The following is a 22,334-nucleotide window of genomic DNA, read 5'->3' on the forward strand; positions in this document are numbered from 1 at the left end:
AAAAGGCAAAAAAGTGTCGTTTCATGAGCGAATTAGCGCATGTTGTCTGAATTTTGTATTTTTTTATGAGTCGCGTATGGACTCTCGCCGCGTGCTCCCTATACTTGGGCACTTCCAAGTACTTTATATTTAAATGGCAATCATGACTGCATTAGATTACCTGCTGAAATTCCGCAAAGTGAATAATCTCGATAGTCTGGAAAAACTCTACGACCATCTGAATTATTCGCTGACTGATGATAAAGAGATCATCAATATGTATCGCGCCGCCGACCATCGACGTGCTGAACTGGTCTCTGGCGGACGTCTGTTCGATATGGGCCGCGTGCCGAAAACCGTCTGGCGTTACGTGATCTAATTGATTTATCCCCTCTCTATCTGCGCTCTTGCGTTGTCCAGGTCGGGCGTGCCCCGTTTGGACATGATACGCTCTGCATCGCCCTCTTCTCTGCAAACAGGATCTTGTCGATGACCCAACTGGTGAACCCGCCACGTATTGCTGGCTGGCTACTGCTGCCGCTGGCGTGGCTGATCATGACCATGCTGACCAGTGCGCTGGTGGTGGCAATGTATCTGAGCCCGCTGTTTAAACCCGAATTACGCACGACGCTGTTCTCACACGGCGGCACTTTGCTGACGCAATGGTCGATCTCGCTGCTGACTGCTGCGGTGGTATGGGCGTATAGCATTTGGGTGTGCTGGATTTTCTGTAAACGTTCGCGTCGCTTACCGCGCCATTACATTCTGTGGCTGCTGATGACCATCTTGCTGGCGTTAAAAACCTTTGCCTTCACGCCGGTGGCCGATGGCAAAGCGATTCAGACTTTACTGCTGTCGCTGCTGGCGGCTGCGGTGTTTGTGCCCTATTTCAAACGCTCTCAGCGCGTAAAACAGACGTTTATCCAGCCATAATGACGTGAGTTTCGTCAGCAATTTAATTCTGAGTGCTCTCAATGCTCACACAAACCCGTTGAAGGTTGAGATGCACCTCTCAATTCCGGATAATAGACGCCTTTCGGCTTCCCAGGTTAAAAAATGACCGATTACTTACTTCTCTTTGTTGGCACGGTGCTGGTGAACAACTTTGTGTTGGTCAAATTCCTCGGCCTTTGCCCATTTATGGGCGTGTCAAAAAAACTGGAAACGGCCATTGGCATGGGACTTGCCACCACTTTCGTGATCACGCTGGCGGCGATCTGCGCCTGGCTGGTGAATCACCTGATTCTGGTGCCGCTTGATCTGGTCTATCTGCGCACCCTCGCCTATATCCTGGTGATTGCTGTTGTGGTGCAGTTCACCGAAATGGTGGTGCGTAAAACCAGTCCGTCGCTCTATCGCCTGCTGGGTATCTTCCTGCCGCTGATCACCACCAACTGTGCGGTGCTGGGCGTGCCATTATTGAGCGTTAACCTCAATCACACCTTCCTGCAGGCGGCGCTGTATGGCTTCAGTGCGTCACTCGGCTTCTCGCTGGTGATGGTGCTGTTCGCCGGCATGCGCGAGCGTCTGGTGCTGGCGAATGTTCCCGCGCCGTTTAAAGGTAACTCGATTGCGCTGATCACCGCAGGTCTGATGGCGCTGGCCTTTATGGGCTTTACCGGGCTGGTGAAATTCTAATGACCGCGATTTGGATTGCGATTATCGCGCTGGCTGCATTGGGCCTGGTGTTTGGTGCCCTGCTGGGTTACGCCTCACGTCGCTTCGAGGTGGAAGAAGATCCGATTGTTGAGCAGATCGATGAGATTTTGCCGCAGAGCCAGTGTGGTCAGTGCGGCTATCCCGGCTGCCGCCCGTATGCCGATGCGGTGGGTAACAACGGTGAAGCGATCAATAAGTGCGCGCCCGGCGGCGAGCAGACCATGCTCAAGCTGGCCGCGCTGCTCAACGTTGAACCGCAACCGCTCGACGGCGGCGCAGACGTGCTGGAGCCGATACGTACTGTGGCCTGGATCGATGAAGAGAATTGCATCGGCTGCACCAAATGTATTCAGGCTTGCCCGGTGGACGCCATCGTGGGTGCCACGCGCGCCATGCACACCGTGCTGAGCGATGTCTGCACCGGCTGCGATCTCTGCGTTGCGCCTTGCCCGACCGACTGCATTGAGATGCGCCCGGTTGCCACCACCACGGCCAACTGGAAGTGGAATCTCGACACCATTCCTGTACGGGTGATCCCGGTAGAAACCCATGCTTAATTTGTTAAACCTGTTCCGCAAAGAGAAGTTGTGGGATTTTCAGGGCGGTATTCATCCGCCTGAGATGAAAACACAGTCCAACGGTACGCCGCTGAGCCAGTTACCCCTGCCTGAGCGCTTTATCATTCCGTTAAAACAGCATATCGGCCATGAAGGCGAGATTTGCGTGGCGCCCGGCGACAAAGTGCTGCGCGGCCACCCGCTGACCTTTGGCGGCGGACGCATGCTGCCGGTGCACGCGCCAACGTCCGGCACCATCGAAGAGATTGCGCCACACATGACGGCGCATCCTTCTGGCCTCTCCGAGCTGTGCATTTTCCTGCGTGCCGACGGCGAAGATCGCTGGACCACGCTCGATCCGCAGCCCGATTTTCGCGCCCTGTCGCGTGAAGAAGCGGTAAAACGCATTCACAATGCGGGCATCGCCGGATTAGGCGGCGCGGGCTTCCCGACCGCCACCAAACTGCGCGGCGGCCTGCGCGGCGTGAAAACCCTGATCATCAACGCTGCCGAATGCGAGCCGTATATTACTGCCGATGACCGTTTAATGCAGGATTGTGCCGCCGAAGTGCTGGAAGGCTGCCGCATTCTGGCGTGGGTGTTGCAGGCGGAACGCGTGCTGATCGGCATAGAAGATAACAAACCAGAAGCCATTGCCGCGCTGAAACAGGCATTGGGCGGCGATCGTGAATTGCAGATTCGCGTGATTCCGACCAAGTATCCGTCTGGTGGCGCGAAACAGCTGACGCAGATTCTCACCGGCCTCGAAGTGCCACACGGCGGACGTTCCAGCGATATCGGTGTGCTGATGCAAAACGTCGGCACCGCGTGGGCGGTAAAACGCGCCATCGTAGACGGCGAACCGATCACCGAACGCGTGGTGACGCTGACCGGCGCAGCGCTGGCGCGCCCGCGCAACGTCTGGGGACGGCTCGGTACGCCGATCAGCCACCTGCTGCAGCATGCCGGTTTTACGCCGGGATCGCGCCAGATGGTGATCATGGGCGGCCCGCTAATGGGCTTTACCCTGCCGTCGCTGAACGTGCCGCTGGTGAAAATCTCCAACTGTATTCTGGCGCCGTCGGCCAGCGAAATGGGCAACGATCAGCAAGAGCAATCCTGTATCCGCTGCAGCGCCTGCGCGGATGCCTGCCCAGCGAAACTGCTGCCGCAGCAGCTGTTCTGGTACAGCCAGGGCGGCGATCACGAAAAAGCACGCGCGCACAATATTGATGACTGCATTGAGTGCGGCGCCTGCGCTTACGTCTGCCCGAGTAACATTCCGCTGGTGCAATATTACCGCCAGGAAAAAGCCGAACTGCGCGCCATCGATCTTGAAGCGAAACGTACCGCCGAAGCGAAAGCGCGTTTTGAAGCGCGTCTGGCACGTCTCGAACGCGAAAAACAGGCGCGTGAAGCGCGTCATGAACAGGCTAAACAGCGCGTGGCGCGTAGCGATCAGGGTGAACTCGACGCCGCCGTGGCACGCGTGAAAGCGCGTCAGGAAAAAACGCCGGAGCAGGATGCTGCGGAACGCGAAGCGCGTCATGCACAAGCCTTAGCGCAGCAGGCCGAGAAGCAAGCTGAAACGCAGGCGCTGAGTCGTCAGTCCGGCGATCCGCGTAAAGCGGCGGTGGAAGCGGCAATTGCCCGTGCGAAAGCGAAGAAAGCGGGCGCACCGGCGGCTGACGTCGCGCTTGCCGAGCCGCCAGCTGATGCGCCTGCGGCAGAAGTCGATCCGCGTAAAGCGGCGGTTGAAGCCGCGATTGCGCGTGCGAAGGCGAAAAAAGCTGCCGCTGCGGCAGAACCAGCACCCGCTGAGCCGCCAGCCGTCTCGCCTGCTGCTGAAGTCGATCCGCGCAAGGCCGCCGTTGAAGCGGCGATTGCGCGCGCCAAAGCCAAAAAAGCCGCCGCTTCCGCACAACCCGCTGCACCGGCACCCGCCGAGCCGCCTGCCGATGCATCTGCTGCTGAAGTTGACCCGCGCAAGGCCGCCGTTGAAGCGGCGATTGCGCGTGCCAAAGCGAAGAAAGCCGCGGCTGCCGCTCAGCAGGCTGAAGCCACATCTCCTGAAGTGGAGGCTGCTGCCTCTCCTGACTCCGCCGACCCACGCAAAGCGGCGATTGCCGCTGCGGTCGCCCGTGCCAAAGCGCGTAAAGCGCAGCAGCAGCCTTCGACGACTGAGGATTAAATGGCTTTTCGTATTGCAAGTTCTCCCTATACCCACAACCGCCGCAGCACCGGCAATATCATGCTGCTGGTGGTGTTTGCCGCGCTGCCGGGCATGGCCGCACAATGGTATTTCTTTGGCGTCGGTTTCTTAATTCAGGTTTTACTGGCCACCGCCACCGCGTGGGCCACCGAAGGGGCGATTCTGCGCCTGCGTAAAACGCCGGTGGTGCCGACCTTATCCGATAACTCTGCCCTGCTCACCGCGTTGCTGCTGGGCATCAGCCTGCCGCCGCTCGCGCCATGGTGGTTGGTGGTGTTAGGTACCATTTTCGCCATCGTCATCGCCAAACAGCTGTATGGCGGTTTGGGGCAAAACCCGTTTAACCCGGCAATGGTCGGTTACGTGGTACTACTGATCTCCTTCCCGGTGCAGATGACCAGCTGGCTGCCGCCCGATAGCCTGCAGGCGATTAAACCCGGCCTGCTGGATTCGCTCAGTATGATCTTCACCCATCACACGCTGGCCGGTGAAACCATGCAGCAGCTGCAGCTCGGCGTTGATGGCGTTAGCCAGGCGACACCGCTCGATACCTTTAAAACCGGCCTGCGTGCTGGGCACAGCGCTGAACAGCTGCTGGCGGAGCCGATCTACAGCGGCGTGTTAGCCGGTGTTGGCTGGCAGTGGGTTAACCTCGGTTATCTGCTGGGCGGTGCGCTGCTGCTGGCAAAGAATGCTATCCGCTGGCACATTCCGGTCAGTTTCCTCGTCTCGCTGGCGTTCTGCGCCACGCTGGGCTGGGTGTTCTCGCCGGAGTCGCTTAACTCACCGCTGATTCACCTGTTCTCCGGTGCCACCATGCTTGGCGCGTTCTTTATTGCTACCGATCCGGTGACTGCCTCCACCACCAATCGCGGCCGCCTGGTTTACGGCGCGCTGATTGGTTTACTGGTGTGGCTGATTCGCAGCTTTGGTGGCTATCCGGACGGCGTCGCCTTCGCGGTATTGCTGGCCAATATTTGTGTGCCGCTGATTGATTACTACACTCAGCCGCGCGTTTACGGCCATCGCAAGGATTGAAGATGATCGAAGCTATTCGTAAAAATGCGGTGACGCTGGCGGCCTTTGCGGTGATTACCACCGGCGTGACGGCGGTGGTTAACTATGTCACCAAGCCGACGGTGGAGCATCAGACCGCGCTACAACAGAAAAATTTGTTAGATCAGGTGGTGCCGACCGATCTGTACGACAATCACATCCAGCAAGAGTGTTATCTGGTGACCGATGCGCTGGCGCTGGGCAATGATCGCCCGCACCATCTCTATTTAGCGCGTAAAGGCGATCAGCCGGTGGCCGCCGCGCTTGAGACCACCGCGCCAGACGGCTATTCTGGGGCGATTCAGATGCTGGTCGGTGCCGATTTCCACGGCAAAGTGCTCGGCGTGCGCGTGGTTGAGCACCATGAAACGCCGGGCCTCGGCGATAAAATCGAACTGCGTATTTCAGACTGGATTAACAGCTTCAATGGCAAAGTGATCCACGGCGCGGATGACAAAAATTTTGCGGTGAAAAAAGACGGCGGTGAATTCGACCAATTTACCGGCGCAACCATTACGCCACGCGCGGTGGTCAACGCCACCAAGCGCACCGCGCTGCTGATTGAAACACTGCCAGCGAAGCTTGCTTCGCTGCCTGAATGTGGAGATGCAAATGAGTGAAGCCAAAAATTTACTGGTCGGCGGCCTGTGGAAAAATAACTCCGCGCTGGTGCAGCTGCTCGGTCTCTGTCCGCTGCTGGCGGTGACCTCAACCGCGACCAACGCTCTCGGTTTAGGCCTGGCGACCACGCTGGTGCTGACCATCACCAACAGCGCAATTTCCGCCTCGCGTCGTTGGGTGCCGGCCGAAATCCGTATTCCGATTTACGTGATGATCATCGCTTCAGTGGTGAGCTGCGTGCAGATGCTGATCAACGCCTATGCGTACGGTTTGTATCAGTCGCTCGGCATCTTTATCCCGCTGATCGTCACTAACTGCATTGTGGTGGGTCGCGCCGAAGCGGTCGCCTCAAAGAGCAGCATTCCGCTCTCGGCGCTGGACGGTTTTGCCATCGGCATGGGCGCAACCTGCGCGATGGTAACGCTGGGATCGATTCGTGAACTGATTGGCAGCGGCACGCTGTTCAACGGGGCGGATCAGCTGCTGGGGCCGTGGGCCAAAGCGCTGCGTATTGAAGTGGTGCACTTTGATTCGCCGATGCTGCTGGCGATGCTGCCACCGGGCGCGTTTATCGGCCTTGGCATGCTGCTGGCGGCAAAATACCTGATCGATCAGAAGATGAAACAGCGTGCGGCCACCCGTGCAGCAGCGCCTGAAGCGGAGCCGCAAGGCGCAACCGGGAAAGCGGTGTGAATAAAGAGAAACGCGCGCAGATCCTGACGCGCCTGCGTGATGAGAATCCGCATCCGACCACAGAACTGAACTTCAGCACGCCGTTTGAGTTGTTGATTGCGGTATTACTCTCCGCGCAAGCCACCGACGTCAGCGTCAACAAAGCTACCGCGAAGCTCTATCCGGTGGCGAATACCCCGGCAACGATGCTGGCGCTGGGCGTGGATGGCGTGAAGGAGTACATCAAAACCATCGGCCTGTTTAACAGCAAGGCGGAGAACGTCATCAAGACCTGCCGCATCCTGCTGGAACAGCACGGTGGCGAAGTGCCGGAAGATCGTGCGGCGCTGGAAGCGCTGCCGGGCGTCGGGCGTAAAACCGCCAACGTGGTACTGAATACCGCTTTCGGCTGGCCGACCATCGCCGTTGATACACATATTTTCCGCGTCAGCAATCGCACCCGCTTTGCGCCGGGCAAGAATGTGGAAGAAGTGGAAGATAAGCTGCTGAAAGTGGTGCCGGCGGCGTTTAAAGTCGATTGCCATCACTGGCTGATTCTGCACGGTCGCTATACCTGCGTGGCGCGCAAACCGCGTTGCGGATCCTGTCTGATCGAAGATCTGTGTGAATTCGATGCCAAAACCGAATTCTGAATCGCGGGCTCTGACACATCTGCTGCGTCACGGCAAATGTGCCCTTTTCAACTGCGCGCACTAAAGCTCATAGCGGGCCCCGGCCAGCGCACTCGCTGCTGGCTTAACTGACACGCATTACGCCATAGACCAGCTGCGTATTTAACCTGCGGCGGCCTGCAACCAGGCGACCACCAGCGGCGACAGCCGGTTTTGTAACGCCGCCCTTTCGGACTGGAACAAGGTGGCGACAAAGAACGGGTGATCGGTCAATTCAATGCCGCGCACGTCGCCTTCCAAATCCCATGACGTGATCTGCAGATTCTGCGTCGCCAGCGCGGCGCTGAACTCGGCGTTGACGCCAAAGTTGCAGTGGTAACCCTCATCGCTCTGTAACGCACCGTAAGCCCGAGCAATACGTGAACCCGGCTGGAAGGTCACGCTGCCACGCTGTTCCACCAGCGAACAGGCCAGTGGCGCAATCACCCAGCGACCGCTGGGATCGGTTTCCGCATGCGCCGCATCTTCCCAGCCCAGCACATTGCGCGCGTACTCAACGATGGCGTACTGAAATCCGCCGCACGAGCCCAAAAATGGCTTACCGCTTTCCCGCGCCCAGCGAAGGGTGGCAAACACGCCCGCATCATTGAGATAAGGACTGCCCGGAACCAGCCAAATCGCCTGGTAATCATTGAGGTTGTGCTGATTGAGTTCCGGCGTGGCGATCCAGTCGGCGCTGACGTTGAGTGAAAGGGTTTTTGCAGCGAGTTGTACAGCGGGAGGAATGGCCTGATGCGCAACGGCATTAGCACGGTAATCGCCAATCAGGGCGACACGAATCGACTTCATCATGACTACGTCCTTTCAGGGAAAAAAGGAGGTTACAGCAAAGTTAACCCGCTGTCTAAACGCCTTTAAACGTCGATTTATGCGGCTTTCGTTTCCACGCATTGCGCTTATGGACGCCTGTTTATCTGCCAAATAAGGTGTCAGACCGCGCTAATCTTCGCCAGATGTCAGCTACGCAAACGTTTTCTTCTTTTACCCTGATAATTAATTCGTGGTTTTGTGCGCAGGATCAACTAATTAGCGTTCTGGAATCTTTTGACTGCTTATTACGCTCACCAATCAAGCTGTTGTGCTTATATTGTGCACAACGGCAATAATAATCTCTGTATAAATTATGGTCTTTAGCGTTATATTCTGATAAATCCGCCATGAGCAGTTTATATCAGGAAAATAATCTTCCCGATCTGCATTTCACCTGTTTATCCTGATATAATGCCACTCAGCGAGATTTAACACTGATTTACAACTTTGTATAACGGCATTAACCCTACCTATTGCAAGTATTTCAGCGTGCAGAAAATGCTTGCCCTGTTGGACTGATTCAGCCAAATTAGTCGCCGTTTTTCCTTTCTAATAACAATGTTGCGCGGGATTACCCAGCCCGACGCAGACTTAATTCCTGTCGCAAAACAGGCTATGTTAAAACTGAGGTATACGTGTCAACTGCAAACAAACACACTGACGGGGCGCCAAGCCTCAACGCTTTTAAGCAACCGAAAGCGTTTTATCTGATCTTCTCCATCGAGCTGTGGGAACGTTTTGGTTACTATGGCCTGCAAGCCATCATGGCGGTTTACCTGGTTAAACAGCTGGGCATGTCCGAAGCGGACTCCATTACGCTGTTCACCTCGTTTAGCGCGCTAGTGTATGGTTTAGTCGCCATCGGCGGCTGGCTCGGCGATAAAGTGCTGGGTACCAAACGCGTCATCGTGCTCGGCGTAATGGTGCTGGCGCTGGGTTATGCGCTGATTGCCTTCTCCGGCCATGACACCTCAATGGTGTATATCGGCATGGCGACTATCGCGGTAGGTAGCGGTTTGTTTAAAGCTAACCCGTCTTCCCTGCTGTCGACCTGCTACGAGAAAGATGACGCGCGCCTCGACGGTGCCTTCACCATGTTCTACATGTCGATCAACATCGGTTCGCTGTTCTCGATGATGCTGACGCCGTGGCTGGCCGCGAAATATGGCTGGGGCGCCGCGTTCTCGCTGTCGGTTGTCGGTCTGGTGATCACGCTGCTGAACTTCCTGTTCTTCCAGCGTGTAGTGAAAAACTACGGATCCAAGCCGGATTTTGCCCCGCTGCAGATGGGTAAACTGCTGATGACGCTGATTGGCGTGGTAGCACTGATTGCGCTGGCGGCCTGGCTGCTACATCACCAGAGCATCGCACGTATGACGCTGGGCGTCATCGCCGCAGGTATCGTGGTGATCTTCGCTAAAGAAGCCTTCGCGCTGAAGGGGGCAGCACGTCGTAAGATGATCGTGGCCTTCCTGCTGATGGTTGAAGCGATTGTGTTCTTCGTGCTCTACATGCAGATGCCGACCTCACTTAACTTCTTCGCTATCCGCAACGTTGAGCACGCGATTCTCGGCATAACCTTTGAGCCGGAGCAGTTCCAGGCGCTGAACCCGTTCTGGATTATGCTGGCAAGCCCGATTCTGGCCGCGGTGTACAACAAGCTTGGCGATAAAATGCCGATGCCACACAAATTCGCCTTCGGTATGGTGCTGTGTTCAGCGGCCTTCCTGGTGCTGCCGTTTGGTGCCAAATTTGCCAACGAAGCCGGTATCGTCTCAGTGAACTGGCTGATCCTTAGCTATGCGCTGCAGAGCATTGGTGAGCTGATGATTTCCGGTCTGGGCCTGGCAATGGTGGCACAGCTGGTACCACAGCGTTTAATGGGCTTCATCATGGGTTCGTGGTTCCTGACCACCGCGGGTGCGGCAATGATTGCGGGTAAAGTCGCGAACCTGATGGCGGTGCCGAATGATGTGACCGATCCACACACGTCACTGGCGGTCTACAGCCATGTGTTCCAGCAGATTGGTATCGCCACCGGCGTGATCGCCCTGCTGATGTTAATCACCGCGCCACTGCTGAACCGCATGACGCAGGATGATAGTCAAACTGAACTGAAACGCGCCAGCGCCAATCAGTAAGCAGAAAGCCGGGCATGTCCCGGCTTTTTTCTACCGACTATTTCGCCGCCATTCACATTTCCTTTAACGATTTCTGCTACCCACACTTCGCTTTTTGCTCGCTTAACTTCATGATGTCGGCTCACTGTTAATCTGAGTGGAATAAGCATGGACAGGTTTGATGAGCTTGAGGTATTTGTCGCGGTTATCCAGCAAGGCAGTTTGGCCGGTGCCGCACGTTTGTTACAGCGATCGCCACCGGTGATCACGCGCACCCTCAACACCCTTGAAGCCCGCCTCGCCACCACTTTGATTGAACGCACCACGCGCCAGCTGGCACCCACCGAAGCTGGCTGGCAGCTGTTTGAGCAGGCACAGCGCGTGCTGAGCGATTATCAGCGCGCCATCGACAGCGCTCACCACAGCGGCCTGCATGGCTTGCTGCGTTTAACCGCGCCGGTGCAGTTTGGTCGTCGCCACGTCATGCCCCTGGCGAATGCCTTCCTGCAACAGCATGCGGAGATGCAGATTGAAGTGGTGCTCAGCGACAGCTATCAGGACCTGATCGAAAACGGCCTCGATATCGCGCTGCGCATTGGTGCATTGCAGGACTCTTCGATGGTGGCGCGTCAGGTTGGCACTGTGCGTTCAACGCTGGTTGCCAGCCCCGACTATCTGCAACAGGCTGGCACGCCTGTTCATCCCACTGAACTGACTCAACATGCGTTAGTGACGAGCTTGCGCCATACGCGCGAGTGGCGCTTCGCTCACGACCTGCGCGTGCGCATCACGCCGCGTCTGCGGGTTAATGACGTGGAGAGCCAGCTGGAAGCGCTACGCAGCGCACACGGCATCGGACGGCTGCTGTCGTATCAGGTTCTTGACGATATCCACAGCGGGAAACTGCTGCGCTTGCTGCCAGAATGGGAACCCGCGCCGCTTCCGGTGCAGTTAGTGACCCAGCGTGTGAAGAATATGACGCCTAAAGTGCGGCAATTTTGGGATTTTGCGCTCGAAAAGCTGCCGTTACTGCCATGCTTTGCTGAATAAACCTGAACGGTGACCGCAATTCCTGATCGCAGTCACGGGTAAATATCCCTGGCAGACTTATGCTGCTTTGATCACCACAACATTCAAGGAGAAGCCATGATGAAACTCTATTGTAAGCCCGGTGCCTGTTCGCTATCACCGCATATTGTCGCGCTGGAATGCGGGCTCGACTTCACCCAGGTGAACGTGGACCTGCAGAAGAAAGTGACCGAGCAGGGAGAAGATTACTGGCAGATTAACCCGAAAGGACAAGTGCCGGCGCTGCAGTTTGACGATGGCAGCATCCTGACCGAAGGCGTGGCGATTGTGCAATATCTGGCGGATCTCAAGCCGGATCGCCATCTGCTGGCACCGACCGGCAGCCTGACGCGCTATCACACGCTGGAGTGGTTGAGTTTTGTCAGCAGCGAACTGCACAAAAGTTTTAGCCCGCTGTTCCGTCCGGATACGCCGGAAGAGTACAAAACCATTGCCCGTGCGCAGCTGGAGAAAAAGTATCAGCAGGTGAATGAGGCGTTGCAGGATAAACAGTGGCTGCTGGGATTACGCTTTACCGTTGCCGATGTGTATCTGTTCGTGGTGACGCGCTGGGCTAAAGCCATCAAGCTGGATTTAGCGGGGCTGGATGCGCTGGAAGCCTGGTTTAATCGGGTTGCAGAGCGCCCAGCGGTGCAAGCGGCATTGAAGGCGGAAGGTTTGGTTTGATCCGGCGCTATTCTTCGTCGGGTCGCTATCAGTGCGTACGCCCCAGATCGTTGGATCGTCATTCATGGTGAGCTGAATGGCAGGTGCGCAGGACTGCGCACCTCACGGGGAATTTACAGCTTTTCAGCGGCGAAATGCTGTGTCGGCTTGGCAATCGCATCCTGCGCGGCCACCAACTGCAATTCGTACTCGCCCATTTCGTGGGTTTTCAGCATCACTTCATAAACCGCCGCGGTGATGTGCTGGAGCGCATCCTGCAGCGACTTGCCGTGCAGCAGATCGACCAGCAGCAGACCGCTGGTGAGATCGCCCACGCCAACCGGCTGACGCACGCCAAAGTCCACCAGCGGACGGCTGATGTGCCAGCACTCATCGGCGGTCACCAGCAGCATCTCAAAACGATCGCTACGACGTCCGGCACGCGCCAGATGTTTCACCAGCACCACTTTCGGGCCTTTGCTAATCAGTTCTCGTGCCGCAACCACCGCTTGCTCGACGTTGGCCACTTCATGGCCGCTGAGCATCTCCAGCTCCAGCAGGTTTGGGGCGATGATGTCACTGGCGGGCAACGCCATTTTACAGTGAAACTCCGCCACGCCCGGCGCCACGATGCAGCCTTTCTCCGGATGGCCCATCACCGGATCGCAGAAGAACCACGCATGCGGATTGGCTTCCTTCACCAGACGCACGATCTCCAGAATCTGTTCGCCCTGCTCCGCCGATCCCAAATAGCCACTTAGCACCGCATCACAGGTTTTCAGGCGGTCAACTGCCGCAATGCCTTTAACGATGTCGGTCAAATGCGTGGCGGGCATTACGGTGCCGGTCCAGTGTCCATATTGGGTGTGATTAGAAAATTGCACGGTATTCAGCGGCCAAACGTTTGCGCCCATGCGGCGCATCGGGAATTCGGCAGCGCTGTTACCGGCGTGTCCGTAAACAACGTGAGATTGAATTGCGAGAATATTTTTCATTTTGCCCTGTACTGCTGTCTTGCCATAAAAAAGGGCCGGAAGCCGGCCCTGAACGCTTACTGCCAGTTAATCAGGCAGTAATGTTTTTTACCGCGACGCAACAACGTGAAACGTCCAAACAGTTTATCGCTGTCGCTGAAACGGTACTCCGCATCTGACTGTTTTTCGCCATTCAGCGATACCGCGTTAGAACCGATCATGGTGCGCGCCTGGCCGCGTGATGGCACCAGCTCAGCCGCCACCAGCGCCTGCTGCAAATCGTCTTCTGCCGTCAGCGTGATGGTTGGCATGCCGTCCTGCGCCAGTTGCTCGAAGTCCGCTTCGGTCATCGCGCTCAGGCTGCCGGAGAACAGGCTCTCGGTGATGCGTTTTGCCGCAGTTAAGCCGCTTTCGCCGTGCACCAGACGCGTCACCTGCTCAGCCAGCACGTATTGCGCGCGTGGCGCTGTGCCGCTGTTTTTGTCTTCTTCTTCCAGCGCATTGATCTCTTCAATGCTCATGAAGGTGAAAAACTTCAGGAAACGATATACGTCGGCATCCGCAGTGTTGATCCAGAACTGGTAGAACTTGTATGGACTGGTTTTCTTCGCATCCAGCCACACTGCGCCACCTTCAGTTTTACCGAACTTGGTGCCGTCAGACTTGGTGATCAGCGGTACGGTCAAGCCCCACGCCTGCTGCTGATGCAGACGACGCGTCAGATCGATACCGGAGGTGATGTTGCCCCACTGATCGGAACCGCCAATCTGTAGCACCACATCGTGACGCTTGTTCAGCTCCGCAAAGTCATAACCCTGCAGCAGGTTGTAGGAGAACTCGGTGTAAGAGATGCCCTGATCTTCGCGGTTCAGACGCTGTTTCACCGCTTCGCGGTTGATCATCTGATTCACTGAGAAGTGCTTGCCGATGTCACGCAGGAAGGTCAGCACGTTCATGCCGCCAAACCAGTCGTAGTTGTTCGCGGCAATCGCGCTGTTGTCGCCGCAATCGAAGCTGAGGAAAGGCGCGACCTGGTTGCGGATCTTATCCACCCACTCGCCAACGGTTTCAGCGGTGTTAAGTTTACGTTCTGCTGCTTTAAAGCTGGGATCGCCAATCAGACCGGTGGCGCCACCCACCAGCGCGACCGGCTTGTGTCCGGCATCCTGAAAACGTTTCAGGCAGAGCAGCGGCACCAGATGGCCCAAATGCAAGCTATCAGCGGTAGGATCGAAGCCGCAATAGAGTGCAATTGGCCCTTGCGCCAGTCGCTCTGCTAACGCTTCTTCATCCGTTACCTGGGCGACTAAGCCCCTTTCTTGCAATTGTTGTATCAGGTTACTGCTGGTCATCACTGACTCCAAATTGATCAGACTGCACCTAGGCTGGTACACAGCTTTCCGCTGACGTGCGGAGACGAAAAAAAAAGAGGGCTATAGCATAAAGCGCTGACGCCAACTGCGCCAGCGTTGAAAGGGGATAAAACGCAGTTTTACGGGGCTAAACGGTCAATCGACCAGCCATTGTCATTACGCTGGTAGAGGAAGCGATCGTGCAGACGATGTTCGCCGCCCTGCCAGAACTCCACGGTGTGGAATCTGACACGGTAGCCGCCCCAGAAACTCGGCAGCGGCACGTCGCCCTGCTGGAATTTCTGTTTGAGTTCGAGGAACTTGCCTTCCAGCACGCCGCGCGCCGAGATGCGGCTTGATTGCTTCGACACCCATGCGCCAATCTGGCTATCACGCGGGCGGCTGCTGAAGTACTTCAGTACCTCCAGCGGCGACAGTTTTTCCACTTCGCCCAGCACCATCACCTGACGCTCAAGGAAGTGCCATGGAAAGTGCAGCGAAATACGCGGATTCTCTGCCAGCTGCAGCGCCTTGCGGCTGCCGAGATTGGTATAGAACACCATGCCTTGCTCGTCGTAATGCTTCAGCAGCACGATGCGCTGATAAGGTTGGCCGCTGCTGTCAACGGTGGCGACCGTCATTGCCGTCGGATCCGGCAACTGCGCGGTGCAGGCCTGCTGCAGCCACTGCTCAAACAGCGCCAAAGGGTTATCGGGCAGATCTTTACGTCGCAGCCCGCCGCGGGTGTATTCACGACGCAGATGGGCAATATGTTGCAAGCTGTCACTGTCGCTCATGCTGTTTCTCTTTCTCACGTTTACTGAACGGAGGTATCCGCGTTCTGCAATTCACAATCATTAATCACGATTTTGTTATTACGTTCAACAAAAGCGCCATTGCCTTTTGACCAGAAGACGTAAGTGCCGTCGCTGTAGCGCGCGCCAGAGGCCGACACCGTTTGTGCCAGCGTCAGGGGCTTACCATCCAGAATAAAGCTCACCTGCTGCTTCGCGTTATCCTGAGTAACCGTCAGCGGCAAAGTGCCGCACTGATAGCGCAGCTGTTGCGGCGCCTCTTCCTGCTTATGCATCATGCCGCAGCCACTTAATAGCGCCACGCTGCTCAGTATCATCATTATTTTTTTCATTTTTACCTCTTAACGACCAAGTCGGGGATTGGCGGGGTAAATTGCGCCCAATACGCTCATGTCCCGCGCGCCCGTTACCGCTGGCAGGTTGCCCGGTAACCCATTTAATGTGCGAAACGCCAGCCACGCAAAGGCCAGCGCTTCCATATCATCACCACTGATGCCCGCTTCGTCGGTGGTACCGACTTCCGTTCCCGACAGATGCGTGGCCAGCCGCGCCATCAGCAGTGGATTTCGGCTGCCACCACCGCAGACCAACAGACGATCGCAACCGTCGTTGAGCTGCACCTGCTGCGCAATGGTTAACGCCGTCAGCTCGGTCAGCGTAGCCTGTACATCCTGTGGCGCCAGCGCCGGGAAACGCTGCAACTGCTGCTCGATCCAGCTGAGATTGAAATATTCGCGCCCGGTGCTTTTTGGCGGCGGCAGTGCAAACCACGGATCGCTGAGCATCAACTCCAGCAGCGCTGGAACCACCTGTCCGCTGCGCGCCCAGGCGGCATCTTTGTCGTAAGGCAAACCTTTGTTGCGCCAAATCCACGCATCGATCAGCATATTGCCCGGCCCGGTATCAAAACCGCGTACCGGCTGGCCGGGGATCAGCAGTGACAGATTAGCGATGCCGCCGATGTTCAGCACCATGCGGCGCTCAGCGCTGTCCATCAACAGCGCCTGATGGAAAGCCGGCACCAGCGGCGCGCCCTGCCCGCCGAGCGCCATATCGCGGCGACGAAAATCCCCAATCACCGTGACGCCGGTTGCCGCCGCGATCTGGTTGTTATCGCCAATTTGCAGTGTATTCGGCGCATCACTTTGCGGCTCATGCCACACCGTTTGTCCGTGGCAGCCAATCGCCATAATGTCGCTGGCCTCCAGCGACTGCTGGTGCATCAAGGTTAAAACCGCCTCGGCGAACAGCTTGCCCAGCCGCGTATCCAACTGCCCGAGCTGCGACAGCGTCAAGGTTTGCCCCTGACAAATGGCCAGCACCTGCTGGCGCAATTCCTGCGGGATGGGATGACAATAGCTGGCTTGCTGCGCCACCATTTGACCATCAATGGCCGCCAGTACCACGTCCACGCCATCAAGGCTGGTGCCGGACATCACGCCAATATAGCGTCCTGATTTCATAGCGGTTCACTCCCTTAACATCGTCTGGCTTAAGCCTGGCAAATTACCGGGTCTAATTCTATGATAAAATTCCGCTTTTCAGCGTCACTGCACAGTGCATTCCAGCTCAGCAATATTTTCGTTGGGTAATTGAATTTTTGTTGAGGGACGATGGTCTATGCTTCGCCCCAGCCGCGTTTTATACGGACTTAGCGTCATTTGCCAGTTTTCTGTCTTATACTCTGTGCAGTACAGGATGAGAAATATGGCGTTTTTTTGCATTAAGGAGCGTTCTGATGATTAAGCGTTTTGTAGCCGTGGCGTTGACCGGCTTAACTCTGGCAGGTTGTGCCAACGACAGCACCCTTTCCGGTGACGTTTACAGCGCCAGCGAAGCTAAACAAGTACAAAGTGTTTCCTATGGCACGCTGGTTTCTGTTCGTCCGGTGAAAATCCAGGGCGGCGATGAAAACAACGTGATTGGCGCAATTGGTGGTGCAGTACTGGGCGGTTTCCTCGGTAACACCATTGGCGGCGGCAGCGGTCGCAGTCTGGCAACCGCCGGCGGTGCGGTACTCGGTGGCGTAGCCGGTCAGGGCGTTCAGGGTGCGGTCAACAAATCTGACGGTGTCGAGCTGGAGATCCGCAAGGATGATGGCAACACCATCATGGTGGTGCAGAAGCAAGCTGCCACCCGCTACTCGGTTGGCCAGCGCGTCGTGATGGCGTCAAACGGCAGCCAGGTTACCGTTTCGCCACGTTAAGCGGACAGATAAAAAAAACCGACGCCTGGCGTCGGTTTTTTTATTTCTCGCGGTTATGAAACTCAAGAATGTTTTTTTCCAGCCGCGCAATCAGCGTCACCATCTGATTGATCTCCTCCAGGCTGATGCCGGAAAGGATGTCATCGCGCGTGGCATCAATCACATTCTCAACCTGCTCGATAATCGGCTCAGCCTGCTTGGTCAACTTGATGCGCTTGGCGCGACGATCGTTGGCGCAGGTCGCGCGGGTGATCAATCCTTTCTCTTCCAGCTGATCCAGCGTGCGCACCAGTGAAGGCTGCTCAATGCCGATCGCTTTGGCCAGCTGAATTTGAGACTGCTCTGGCGGGAGTTGATGAATATTGTGTAGCGTCACCCAGTGTGTTTGTGTCAACTCAAGCGGTTTCAAGCGCTGATCGATTAACGCGCGCCAAATGCGCACCAGACGAGACAGATCGGTTCCCAAGGGCGTATCCATTGCATCTCCTTATAATTAGCTTGCTAGCTATTAAGCCAGATTTTACACTATTCTGCGAGTTTACCTGGCAAATTACAAATACCAGGCCTGCATATACGCTTGCCGTCTACGCGCTATTTAGATGATTCCCGGTCAAAAAGGATGATGACACGTGTCCCTAACCGCCTTTTCCCCCAGCGCGCCGCTTACCGACCTGGTGTTCGGTGCGTCGCTGTTTTTTCCGCCGCTGTTTAAAGCGGTGTTACTCGGTTTCTTTTTCTGGTTGTTGATTCACCCGCTGATACGCGGCTGGATCTACTCTGGCGATGTCTGGCATCCCACCTTGATGGACCTTTCCCTGTTTGTACTGTGCGTCGCTGGCGCATTGTGGTTACTGAGCCTCGGATAAATCACTATGAAATTCAACCCTTTTAAGTATTTTTCAACCCTGGTGATTTTTGCGCTGGCCCTGCTTGCCGGATGGTGGATGTGGAATTACTACATGCAATCGCCATGGACGCGTGACGGCAAAGTGCGCGCCGAGCTGGTGGATATCACGCCGGAAGTGTCCGGTCGCATCATCGCTCTGGAAGTGCGCGACAATCAGTTTGTGCATAAAGGCGACGTGCTGCTGAAGCTCGATCCGGTGCCGTGGCAAATTGCGCAGGCCAATGCCGAAGCCCAACTGGCTAAAGCGCAGGCCGATCTGGCCAAAGCGCAGCATGAAGCCAATCGCCGCGCCAGCCTGCCGCGCAACGTCATTTCAGCGGAAGATATGGATGCCGCCCGCTTAACCGCCAATGCTGCCGCAGCGACGGCAAAAGCGGCGCAGGCTAGCCTCGATCAGGCACGCTGGAATCTTGATCAAACCACCATTACTGCGCCCACCGATGGCTGGATCAGCAACCTGACGCTGCGCACCGGCAACTATGCCAGCGCCGGTACGCCGCTGTTTGCGCTGGTCGACAGCCACTCTTATTACGTGATGGGCTATTTCGAAGAGACCAAGCTGCGCCATATTCAGCCCGGCGCTGCCGCGCAAATTGTGTTGTACAGCAACGGCGCACGCTTGCAGGGTAAAGTGGAAAGTATCGGACGCGCCATTTATGACCAAAGCGTCGCCAGCGATGGCGGGCTGGTGCCGGATATCAAGCCTAACGTGCCTTGGGTGCGCCTGGCGCAGCGCGTGCCGGTACGTATTCGCTTAGACGCGTTGCCGGAAGGTGTGCCGCTGGTGGCAGGCACCACCTGCACCATCTCCATCGCCCACTGAGGTTGTGATGAATTTTCAGTGGCTGGCGTGGCAAAATCTGCCGTGGATAAAAGCAAGTGGGGGCGAGTGGCGCTACGCGCTGCGTAACGGCATTGCGATGTGTCTCGCCTTGACCATCGCCTATGCGCTGCAACTCGACCAACCTTACTGGGCCATGACCTCGGCGGCGGTGGTGAGTTTTCCCACCGTCGGCGGCGCCATCAGTAAAAGTCTGGGGCGCATCGTTGGCAGTTTGCTCGGTGCCAGCGCCGCGCTGCTGATCGCCGGACACACGCTGAACGAACCCTGGCTGTTTGCCTTTTTCATGGCCGGGTGGCTGGCGTTCTGTACCTGGATCGCCAATCACTACCAAAATAACGTGGCCTACGCGTTTTCGCTGGCGGGTTATACCGCCGCCATCATCGCTTTTAGCAGCGTCAACATCACCGATGTCACTCAGCTGTGGGATATCGCCCAGGCGCGCGTGTGCGAAGTGATCTCCGGCATCCTGTGTGCCGGATTGATGATGATGATTCTGCCCAGCACCTCAGATGGCAACGCGCTGATGAGTTCACTGCGTCAGATGCACGCGCGTTTGCTGGATCATGCGGTGTTATTACTGCAGCAAAGCAGCACTGATAACGTGCGCACCGCCCATGAGAATGTCATTAGCCAGATTCTCACCATGAACCTGCTGCGCATTCAGGCGTTCTGGAGCCACTATCGCTTCCGCCGCCAGAACAACGTGCTGAACTATGTGCTGCACCAGCAGTTGCGTCTCACCAGTGTACTCTCCAGCCTGCGCCGCATGTTGGTGAATTGGCCCGATGCGCCACCCGAACTTTACGACGCCATGGCCAAACTGTTGCAGGAACTGGCGCAGCCGCAGTGCGACAAATACCGTTTGGCGCTGATTCTGCGTGGCATCACGCCATCAGCAACCGGTGATTACCGTCAACGCGCCTTCGTCCAGCGACTGCGTTATTTCTGCTGGGTGTATCTCAATGTGAATCGCTGGATTCGCCTGATTGAACGCGCCGATGCCGATACCCGTTTTCAGCCGCCGTATGCGCCCTCGCTGGCGCGCGAAAGCGACAGTGCTGAAGCCGGCTGGAGCGCGCTGCGCACCTTCAGCGTCATCATGCTGGGAAGCGCCTTTTGGATCACCACGCAATGGGATTCCGGTGCCGCCGCCCTGACGCTTACCGCCATCGCCTGCGTGCTATACTCCTCCGCGCCCTCGCCCAGTGGCAGCGTCTCGCTGTTGCTGAAAACCTTGCTGTGGCTGTCGCTGTTTAGCTTTGTGCTGCAGTTTGGTTTGATGGTGCAAATCAGCGCGCTGTGGCAGTTTTTACTGGTGCTATTCCCGCTGCTGCTCACCTTGCAGTTGTTCAAACTGCAGCAGAAGAAACGCGCCGGGATGTGGGGGCAATTCATTGTTTTTATGGGATCCTTTATCGCCGTCACCAATCCGCCGGACTGGGATTATCAAAGCTTCCTCAATGATAATATCGCCAAGGTATGCGGCGTAATGCTAGCGTGGCTGGCGTTTCAGGTGCTGCGTCCCAGTTCCGATGCGCGTCGCAGTCGTCGGCATATTCGTGCCCTGCGCCACGCGTTTCTCGATCAGCTTCGCCGCCATCCGCGCCTGAGCGAAAGCCACTTCGAATCACAGATTTATCATCATATTAGTCAGCTCAGTAACAGTCGTGACGAGCAAGCGCGCGTCTGGCTGCTGCGCTGGGGCGTGGTGTTACTGAACTGTTCCCACATTGTCTGGCAGCTGCGCCAATGGCAGCCGACGTCGGCTACGCTCAGGCAAATGCGTGATAGCAGCCTGCAGGATCTGCAACGAATTATAAGTCTGCGCGGCGTGCATCACACCGCGCTGCAGGCCACGCTGGATGAGCTGGAAACCCTGATTGAGCAACTGCAGCAGCAACAGGAGAGCGAAGCCAATACGCTGGCGGGCATTTTGTGGCGCCTGCGCTGCTCACTGGCCCAGTTAGCGCAGGCGGTACCGGATTGATTACTGACAATATTGCGTGGTCTGACGATTAAAATCATCCTGCAACTGCTGCAGCGATTTCTGTCCTTCAAAGCGGGTTTTATCCTGATCGGACATCGGTTCAATTACCAGCGCCTTCTCTTCTGAAGAGTAGATAAAGCGGCGATACAAAGTGGTGCCGGTGAAACTTTTGCCCTGAATACCGCCGCACACCACTGTCATCGCATGACGATAAGTTTCGCTGTGGGTGAAGTTGGTTTCGGTGGCGCTGCGCAAGACATTTTCGCAGCCATTGGCTTCGAGCCGATGAAGGGTGTGCTGGGTCAGCCATTCACGGCCACGCGCAATTTTCTCACAGCCGACGCGCAGCGGATTGGTATCAATGGTGCGTTGCAGTTGTCGACTGGCATCTAAACGCAGCTGTGTGTCGTTGGGTTGATCGCATCCCACCAGCAATAAACATAACAACATCATCCCACGCGCTTTCATTTCTGCCCCTGAAGGTTTTATTCCTGAATCAATATCATAGGATGGAAAAACCGCGGAGAGTAGCAAGAAAATGGGTCAACTTTTTTCAGCGTGAGGAAAGGGGGGCGACAAGCTGCTGCCGCCCAAAGCATTAAATTACGCCGCAGGCAAAACGCGCCCCGCCGCCGCCAAGCGGTTGCGGATGGTCGGCATGATTATCGCCGCCCACATGCACCATCAAGGCTTTACCTTTGATTTCACTCAGGGATTTGATGCGTGGCGCAACGACCGGATACGTCGCCTTGCCATCTTCTGTGACAAACAGCGCGGGTAAGTCACCAAGGTGACCAACGGCATACGGGCCAAGATGCTTGCCGGTTTTTTGCGGATCGAGATGTCCGCCCGCCGCACCGGCCGCCACTGTTTTACCGTCCGACTCGCCCGGTTCACAGCTGCCTTTAGCATGGACGTGGAAACCATGAATGCCGGGTTTCAGGCCGCTTAACGCTGGGGTAAATTGCACACCGTATGGCGTTTCGCTAAGCGTGACGGTGCCAATCGCTGCCCCGATGCCTTGCGCCGTGGTTTCATGCAGCGTGACTTCTTCTGACGCCGCCTGCGCACCCGCGGCGCAGGCCAGAGCCAGCATAACAATGAGGGTTTTCTTCATAACGTCTCCTTACGGTTAGA

Annotated in this window: 25 protein-coding genes; 16 read left to right on the forward strand and 9 right to left on the reverse strand. The window is 56.6% G+C overall.

Annotated elements, in window-relative coordinates; all coding sequences use genetic code 11:
• The first annotated feature begins 142 nt into the window (after window positions 1-142).
• From ydgT to nth, 9 genes are all read left to right on the forward strand, one after another.
• Window positions 143-358: a transcription modulator YdgT gene (ydgT, locus tag ACFQW4_RS10715; protein ID WP_167391211.1), complete on the forward strand. Its 216-nt coding sequence runs from the start codon at window positions 143-145 to the stop codon at window positions 356-358.
• Between the two features lie 110 nt (window positions 359-468).
• Window positions 469-912, forward strand: coding sequence for a DUF2569 domain-containing protein (locus ACFQW4_RS10720; protein WP_101764523.1), 444 nt, complete (start codon window positions 469-471; stop codon window positions 910-912).
• Window positions 913-1,035: 123 nt separating this feature from the next.
• Window positions 1,036-1,617 carry an electron transport complex subunit RsxA gene (gene rsxA / locus ACFQW4_RS10725; RefSeq protein WP_101764524.1) on the forward strand — a complete coding sequence of 194 codons (582 nt, stop codon included), beginning with the start codon at window positions 1,036-1,038 and terminating at the stop codon, window positions 1,615-1,617.
• Complete coding sequence (rsxB, locus tag ACFQW4_RS10730; protein WP_110866053.1) at window positions 1,617-2,195, forward strand: electron transport complex subunit RsxB; 579 nt, start codon at window positions 1,617-1,619, stop codon at window positions 2,193-2,195. Before rsxA ends, rsxB begins: the two co-directional genes overlap by 1 nt.
• Window positions 2,188-4,386 carry an electron transport complex subunit RsxC gene (rsxC, locus tag ACFQW4_RS10735; RefSeq protein WP_377725246.1) on the forward strand — a complete coding sequence of 733 codons (2,199 nt, stop codon included), beginning with the start codon at window positions 2,188-2,190 and terminating at the stop codon, window positions 4,384-4,386. Before rsxB ends, rsxC begins: the two co-directional genes overlap by 8 nt.
• Complete coding sequence (rsxD, locus tag ACFQW4_RS10740; protein ID WP_101764527.1) at window positions 4,387-5,445, forward strand: electron transport complex subunit RsxD; 1,059 nt, start codon at window positions 4,387-4,389, stop codon at window positions 5,443-5,445.
• A 2-nt stretch (window positions 5,446-5,447) separates the two neighbouring features.
• Window positions 5,448-6,083 carry an electron transport complex subunit RsxG gene (gene rsxG / locus ACFQW4_RS10745; RefSeq protein WP_101764528.1) on the forward strand — a complete coding sequence of 212 codons (636 nt, stop codon included), beginning with the start codon at window positions 5,448-5,450 and terminating at the stop codon, window positions 6,081-6,083.
• Window positions 6,076-6,777: an electron transport complex subunit E gene (locus ACFQW4_RS10750; RefSeq protein WP_008110261.1), complete on the forward strand. Its 702-nt coding sequence runs from the start codon at window positions 6,076-6,078 to the stop codon at window positions 6,775-6,777. Before rsxG ends, ACFQW4_RS10750 begins: the two co-directional genes overlap by 8 nt.
• Window positions 6,774-7,409 carry an endonuclease III gene (gene nth / locus ACFQW4_RS10755; protein ID WP_137385695.1) on the forward strand — a complete coding sequence of 212 codons (636 nt, stop codon included), beginning with the start codon at window positions 6,774-6,776 and terminating at the stop codon, window positions 7,407-7,409. The genes ACFQW4_RS10750 and nth overlap by 4 nt, the downstream gene beginning before the upstream one ends.
• 141 nt (window positions 7,410-7,550) lie before the next feature.
• On the opposite strand, the gene ACFQW4_RS10760 is transcribed toward nth, so the two are convergent.
• Window positions 7,551-8,240, reverse strand: a complete 690-nt coding sequence (locus ACFQW4_RS10760; RefSeq protein ID WP_277974800.1) for a CTP synthase — start codon at window positions 8,238-8,240, stop codon at window positions 7,551-7,553.
• A gap of 653 nt (window positions 8,241-8,893) precedes the next feature.
• Between ACFQW4_RS10760 and dtpA the strand changes: the two genes are divergently transcribed.
• From dtpA to gstA, 3 genes are all read left to right on the forward strand, one after another.
• A complete protein-coding gene (dtpA, locus tag ACFQW4_RS10765; RefSeq protein WP_101764531.1) occupies window positions 8,894-10,399 on the forward strand; it encodes a dipeptide/tripeptide permease DtpA in 1,506 nt (501 codons plus the stop codon).
• Between the two features lie 147 nt (window positions 10,400-10,546).
• The gene (locus ACFQW4_RS10770) at window positions 10,547-11,428 is read left to right on the forward strand and encodes a LysR family transcriptional regulator (protein WP_377725250.1); all 882 of its coding nucleotides are present in this window, start codon (window positions 10,547-10,549) and stop codon (window positions 11,426-11,428) included.
• Window positions 11,429-11,527: 99 nt separating this feature from the next.
• Complete coding sequence (gene gstA, locus ACFQW4_RS10775; protein WP_192234504.1) at window positions 11,528-12,133, forward strand: glutathione transferase GstA; 606 nt, start codon at window positions 11,528-11,530, stop codon at window positions 12,131-12,133.
• Window positions 12,134-12,246: 113 nt separating this feature from the next.
• On the opposite strand, the gene pdxY is transcribed toward gstA, so the two are convergent.
• The 5 genes from pdxY to anmK all read right to left on the reverse strand — a co-directional run bounded on the left by pdxY (window position 12,247) and on the right by anmK (window position 16,716).
• A complete protein-coding gene (gene pdxY / locus ACFQW4_RS10780; RefSeq protein ID WP_377725252.1) occupies window positions 12,247-13,107 on the reverse strand; it encodes a pyridoxal kinase PdxY in 861 nt (286 codons plus the stop codon).
• A 56-nt stretch (window positions 13,108-13,163) separates the two neighbouring features.
• Window positions 13,164-14,438: a tyrosine--tRNA ligase gene (gene tyrS / locus ACFQW4_RS10785; RefSeq protein ID WP_008110275.1), complete on the reverse strand. Its 1,275-nt coding sequence runs from the start codon at window positions 14,436-14,438 to the stop codon at window positions 13,164-13,166.
• 140 nt (window positions 14,439-14,578) lie between these two features.
• The gene (pdxH, locus tag ACFQW4_RS10790; protein ID WP_101764536.1) at window positions 14,579-15,235 is read right to left on the reverse strand and encodes a pyridoxamine 5'-phosphate oxidase; all 657 of its coding nucleotides are present in this window, start codon (window positions 15,233-15,235) and stop codon (window positions 14,579-14,581) included.
• Between the two features lie 20 nt (window positions 15,236-15,255).
• Entirely contained in the window at window positions 15,256-15,585 is a 330-nt protein-coding gene (locus ACFQW4_RS10795) for an MliC family protein (protein WP_192411930.1), read from the reverse strand.
• 9 nt (window positions 15,586-15,594) lie between these two features.
• Window positions 15,595-16,716, reverse strand: a complete 1,122-nt coding sequence (gene anmK / locus ACFQW4_RS10800; RefSeq protein WP_192233669.1) for an anhydro-N-acetylmuramic acid kinase — start codon at window positions 16,714-16,716, stop codon at window positions 15,595-15,597.
• 275 nt (window positions 16,717-16,991) lie between these two features.
• On the opposite strand from anmK, the gene slyB reads away from it, so the two are divergent.
• The gene (gene slyB, locus ACFQW4_RS10805; protein WP_008110282.1) at window positions 16,992-17,459 is read left to right on the forward strand and encodes an outer membrane lipoprotein SlyB; all 468 of its coding nucleotides are present in this window, start codon (window positions 16,992-16,994) and stop codon (window positions 17,457-17,459) included.
• A 40-nt stretch (window positions 17,460-17,499) separates the two neighbouring features.
• Here the strand turns inward: slyB and slyA are convergent, their stop codons facing one another.
• Window positions 17,500-17,937 (reverse strand): transcriptional regulator SlyA, encoded by a 438-nt coding sequence (gene slyA / locus ACFQW4_RS10810; protein WP_007892783.1) that lies wholly within the window; start codon window positions 17,935-17,937, stop codon window positions 17,500-17,502.
• A 151-nt stretch (window positions 17,938-18,088) separates the two neighbouring features.
• Here slyA and ACFQW4_RS10815 point away from each other — a divergent pair, with 151 nt between their 5' ends.
• Genes ACFQW4_RS10815 through ACFQW4_RS10825 form a run of 3 tightly spaced genes read left to right on the forward strand, consistent with a single transcriptional unit; the run spans window position 18,089 to window position 21,197 of the window.
• Window positions 18,089-18,325: a DUF1656 domain-containing protein gene (locus ACFQW4_RS10815; RefSeq protein WP_008110284.1), complete on the forward strand. Its 237-nt coding sequence runs from the start codon at window positions 18,089-18,091 to the stop codon at window positions 18,323-18,325.
• Window positions 18,326-18,331: 6 nt separating this feature from the next.
• Entirely contained in the window at window positions 18,332-19,189 is an 858-nt protein-coding gene (locus ACFQW4_RS10820; protein WP_377725257.1) for an efflux RND transporter periplasmic adaptor subunit, read from the forward strand.
• 7 nt (window positions 19,190-19,196) lie between these two features.
• Complete coding sequence (locus ACFQW4_RS10825) at window positions 19,197-21,197, forward strand: FUSC family protein (RefSeq protein WP_377725259.1); 2,001 nt, start codon at window positions 19,197-19,199, stop codon at window positions 21,195-21,197.
• Here ACFQW4_RS10825 and ACFQW4_RS10830 read toward each other — a convergent pair whose 3' ends face one another.
• Window positions 21,198-21,665 carry a hypothetical protein gene (locus tag ACFQW4_RS10830; protein ID WP_101764541.1) on the reverse strand — a complete coding sequence of 156 codons (468 nt, stop codon included), beginning with the start codon at window positions 21,663-21,665 and terminating at the stop codon, window positions 21,198-21,200.
• Between the two features lie 130 nt (window positions 21,666-21,795).
• A complete protein-coding gene (sodC, locus tag ACFQW4_RS10835; RefSeq protein WP_354466024.1) occupies window positions 21,796-22,314 on the reverse strand; it encodes a superoxide dismutase [Cu-Zn] SodC in 519 nt (172 codons plus the stop codon).
• Between the last annotated feature and the right edge of the window lie 20 nt (window positions 22,315-22,334).

This window comes from Pantoea sp. GCM10028869 (genome assembly GCF_042666835.1).
Classification (GTDB): domain Bacteria; phylum Pseudomonadota; class Gammaproteobacteria; order Enterobacterales; family Enterobacteriaceae; genus Pantoea; species Pantoea leporis.

What these genes read in the sequence shown, in the direction of transcription:
- ACFQW4_RS10770 (WP_377725250.1), top strand. Translation starts at nt 10,547, where the DNA reads ATGGACAGGTTTGATGAGCTTGAGGTATTTGTCGCGGTTATCCAGCAA.
- ACFQW4_RS10820 (WP_377725257.1), top strand. Translation starts at nt 18,332, where the DNA reads ATGAAATTCAACCCTTTTAAGTATTTTTCAACCCTGGTGATTTTTGCG.
- sodC (WP_354466024.1), bottom strand. Translation starts at nt 22,314, where the DNA reads ATGAAGAAAACCCTCATTGTTATGCTGGCTCTGGCCTGCGCCGCGGGT.
- rsxC (WP_377725246.1), top strand. Translation starts at nt 2,188, where the DNA reads ATGCTTAATTTGTTAAACCTGTTCCGCAAAGAGAAGTTGTGGGATTTT.
- pdxH (WP_101764536.1), bottom strand. Translation starts at nt 15,235, where the DNA reads ATGAGCGACAGTGACAGCTTGCAACATATTGCCCATCTGCGTCGTGAA.
- gstA (WP_192234504.1), top strand. Translation starts at nt 11,528, where the DNA reads ATGAAACTCTATTGTAAGCCCGGTGCCTGTTCGCTATCACCGCATATT.
- ydgT (WP_167391211.1), top strand. Translation starts at nt 143, where the DNA reads ATGACTGCATTAGATTACCTGCTGAAATTCCGCAAAGTGAATAATCTC.
- rsxG (WP_101764528.1), top strand. Translation starts at nt 5,448, where the DNA reads ATGATCGAAGCTATTCGTAAAAATGCGGTGACGCTGGCGGCCTTTGCG.
- anmK (WP_192233669.1), bottom strand. Translation starts at nt 16,716, where the DNA reads ATGAAATCAGGACGCTATATTGGCGTGATGTCCGGCACCAGCCTTGAT.
- slyB (WP_008110282.1), top strand. Translation starts at nt 16,992, where the DNA reads ATGATTAAGCGTTTTGTAGCCGTGGCGTTGACCGGCTTAACTCTGGCA.
- pdxY (WP_377725252.1), bottom strand. Translation starts at nt 13,107, where the DNA reads ATGAAAAATATTCTCGCAATTCAATCTCACGTTGTTTACGGACACGCC.
- rsxA (WP_101764524.1), top strand. Translation starts at nt 1,036, where the DNA reads ATGACCGATTACTTACTTCTCTTTGTTGGCACGGTGCTGGTGAACAAC.
- rsxB (WP_110866053.1), top strand. Translation starts at nt 1,617, where the DNA reads ATGACCGCGATTTGGATTGCGATTATCGCGCTGGCTGCATTGGGCCTG.
- ACFQW4_RS10750 (WP_008110261.1), top strand. Translation starts at nt 6,076, where the DNA reads ATGAGTGAAGCCAAAAATTTACTGGTCGGCGGCCTGTGGAAAAATAAC.
- slyA (WP_007892783.1), bottom strand. Translation starts at nt 17,937, where the DNA reads ATGGATACGCCCTTGGGAACCGATCTGTCTCGTCTGGTGCGCATTTGG.
- rsxD (WP_101764527.1), top strand. Translation starts at nt 4,387, where the DNA reads ATGGCTTTTCGTATTGCAAGTTCTCCCTATACCCACAACCGCCGCAGC.
- ACFQW4_RS10795 (WP_192411930.1), bottom strand. Translation starts at nt 15,585, where the DNA reads ATGAAAAAAATAATGATGATACTGAGCAGCGTGGCGCTATTAAGTGGC.
- ACFQW4_RS10825 (WP_377725259.1), top strand. Translation starts at nt 19,197, where the DNA reads ATGAATTTTCAGTGGCTGGCGTGGCAAAATCTGCCGTGGATAAAAGCA.
- ACFQW4_RS10760 (WP_277974800.1), bottom strand. Translation starts at nt 8,240, where the DNA reads ATGATGAAGTCGATTCGTGTCGCCCTGATTGGCGATTACCGTGCTAAT.
- ACFQW4_RS10720 (WP_101764523.1), top strand. Translation starts at nt 469, where the DNA reads ATGACCCAACTGGTGAACCCGCCACGTATTGCTGGCTGGCTACTGCTG.
- tyrS (WP_008110275.1), bottom strand. Translation starts at nt 14,438, where the DNA reads ATGACCAGCAGTAACCTGATACAACAATTGCAAGAAAGGGGCTTAGTC.
- ACFQW4_RS10830 (WP_101764541.1), bottom strand. Translation starts at nt 21,665, where the DNA reads ATGAAAGCGCGTGGGATGATGTTGTTATGTTTATTGCTGGTGGGATGC.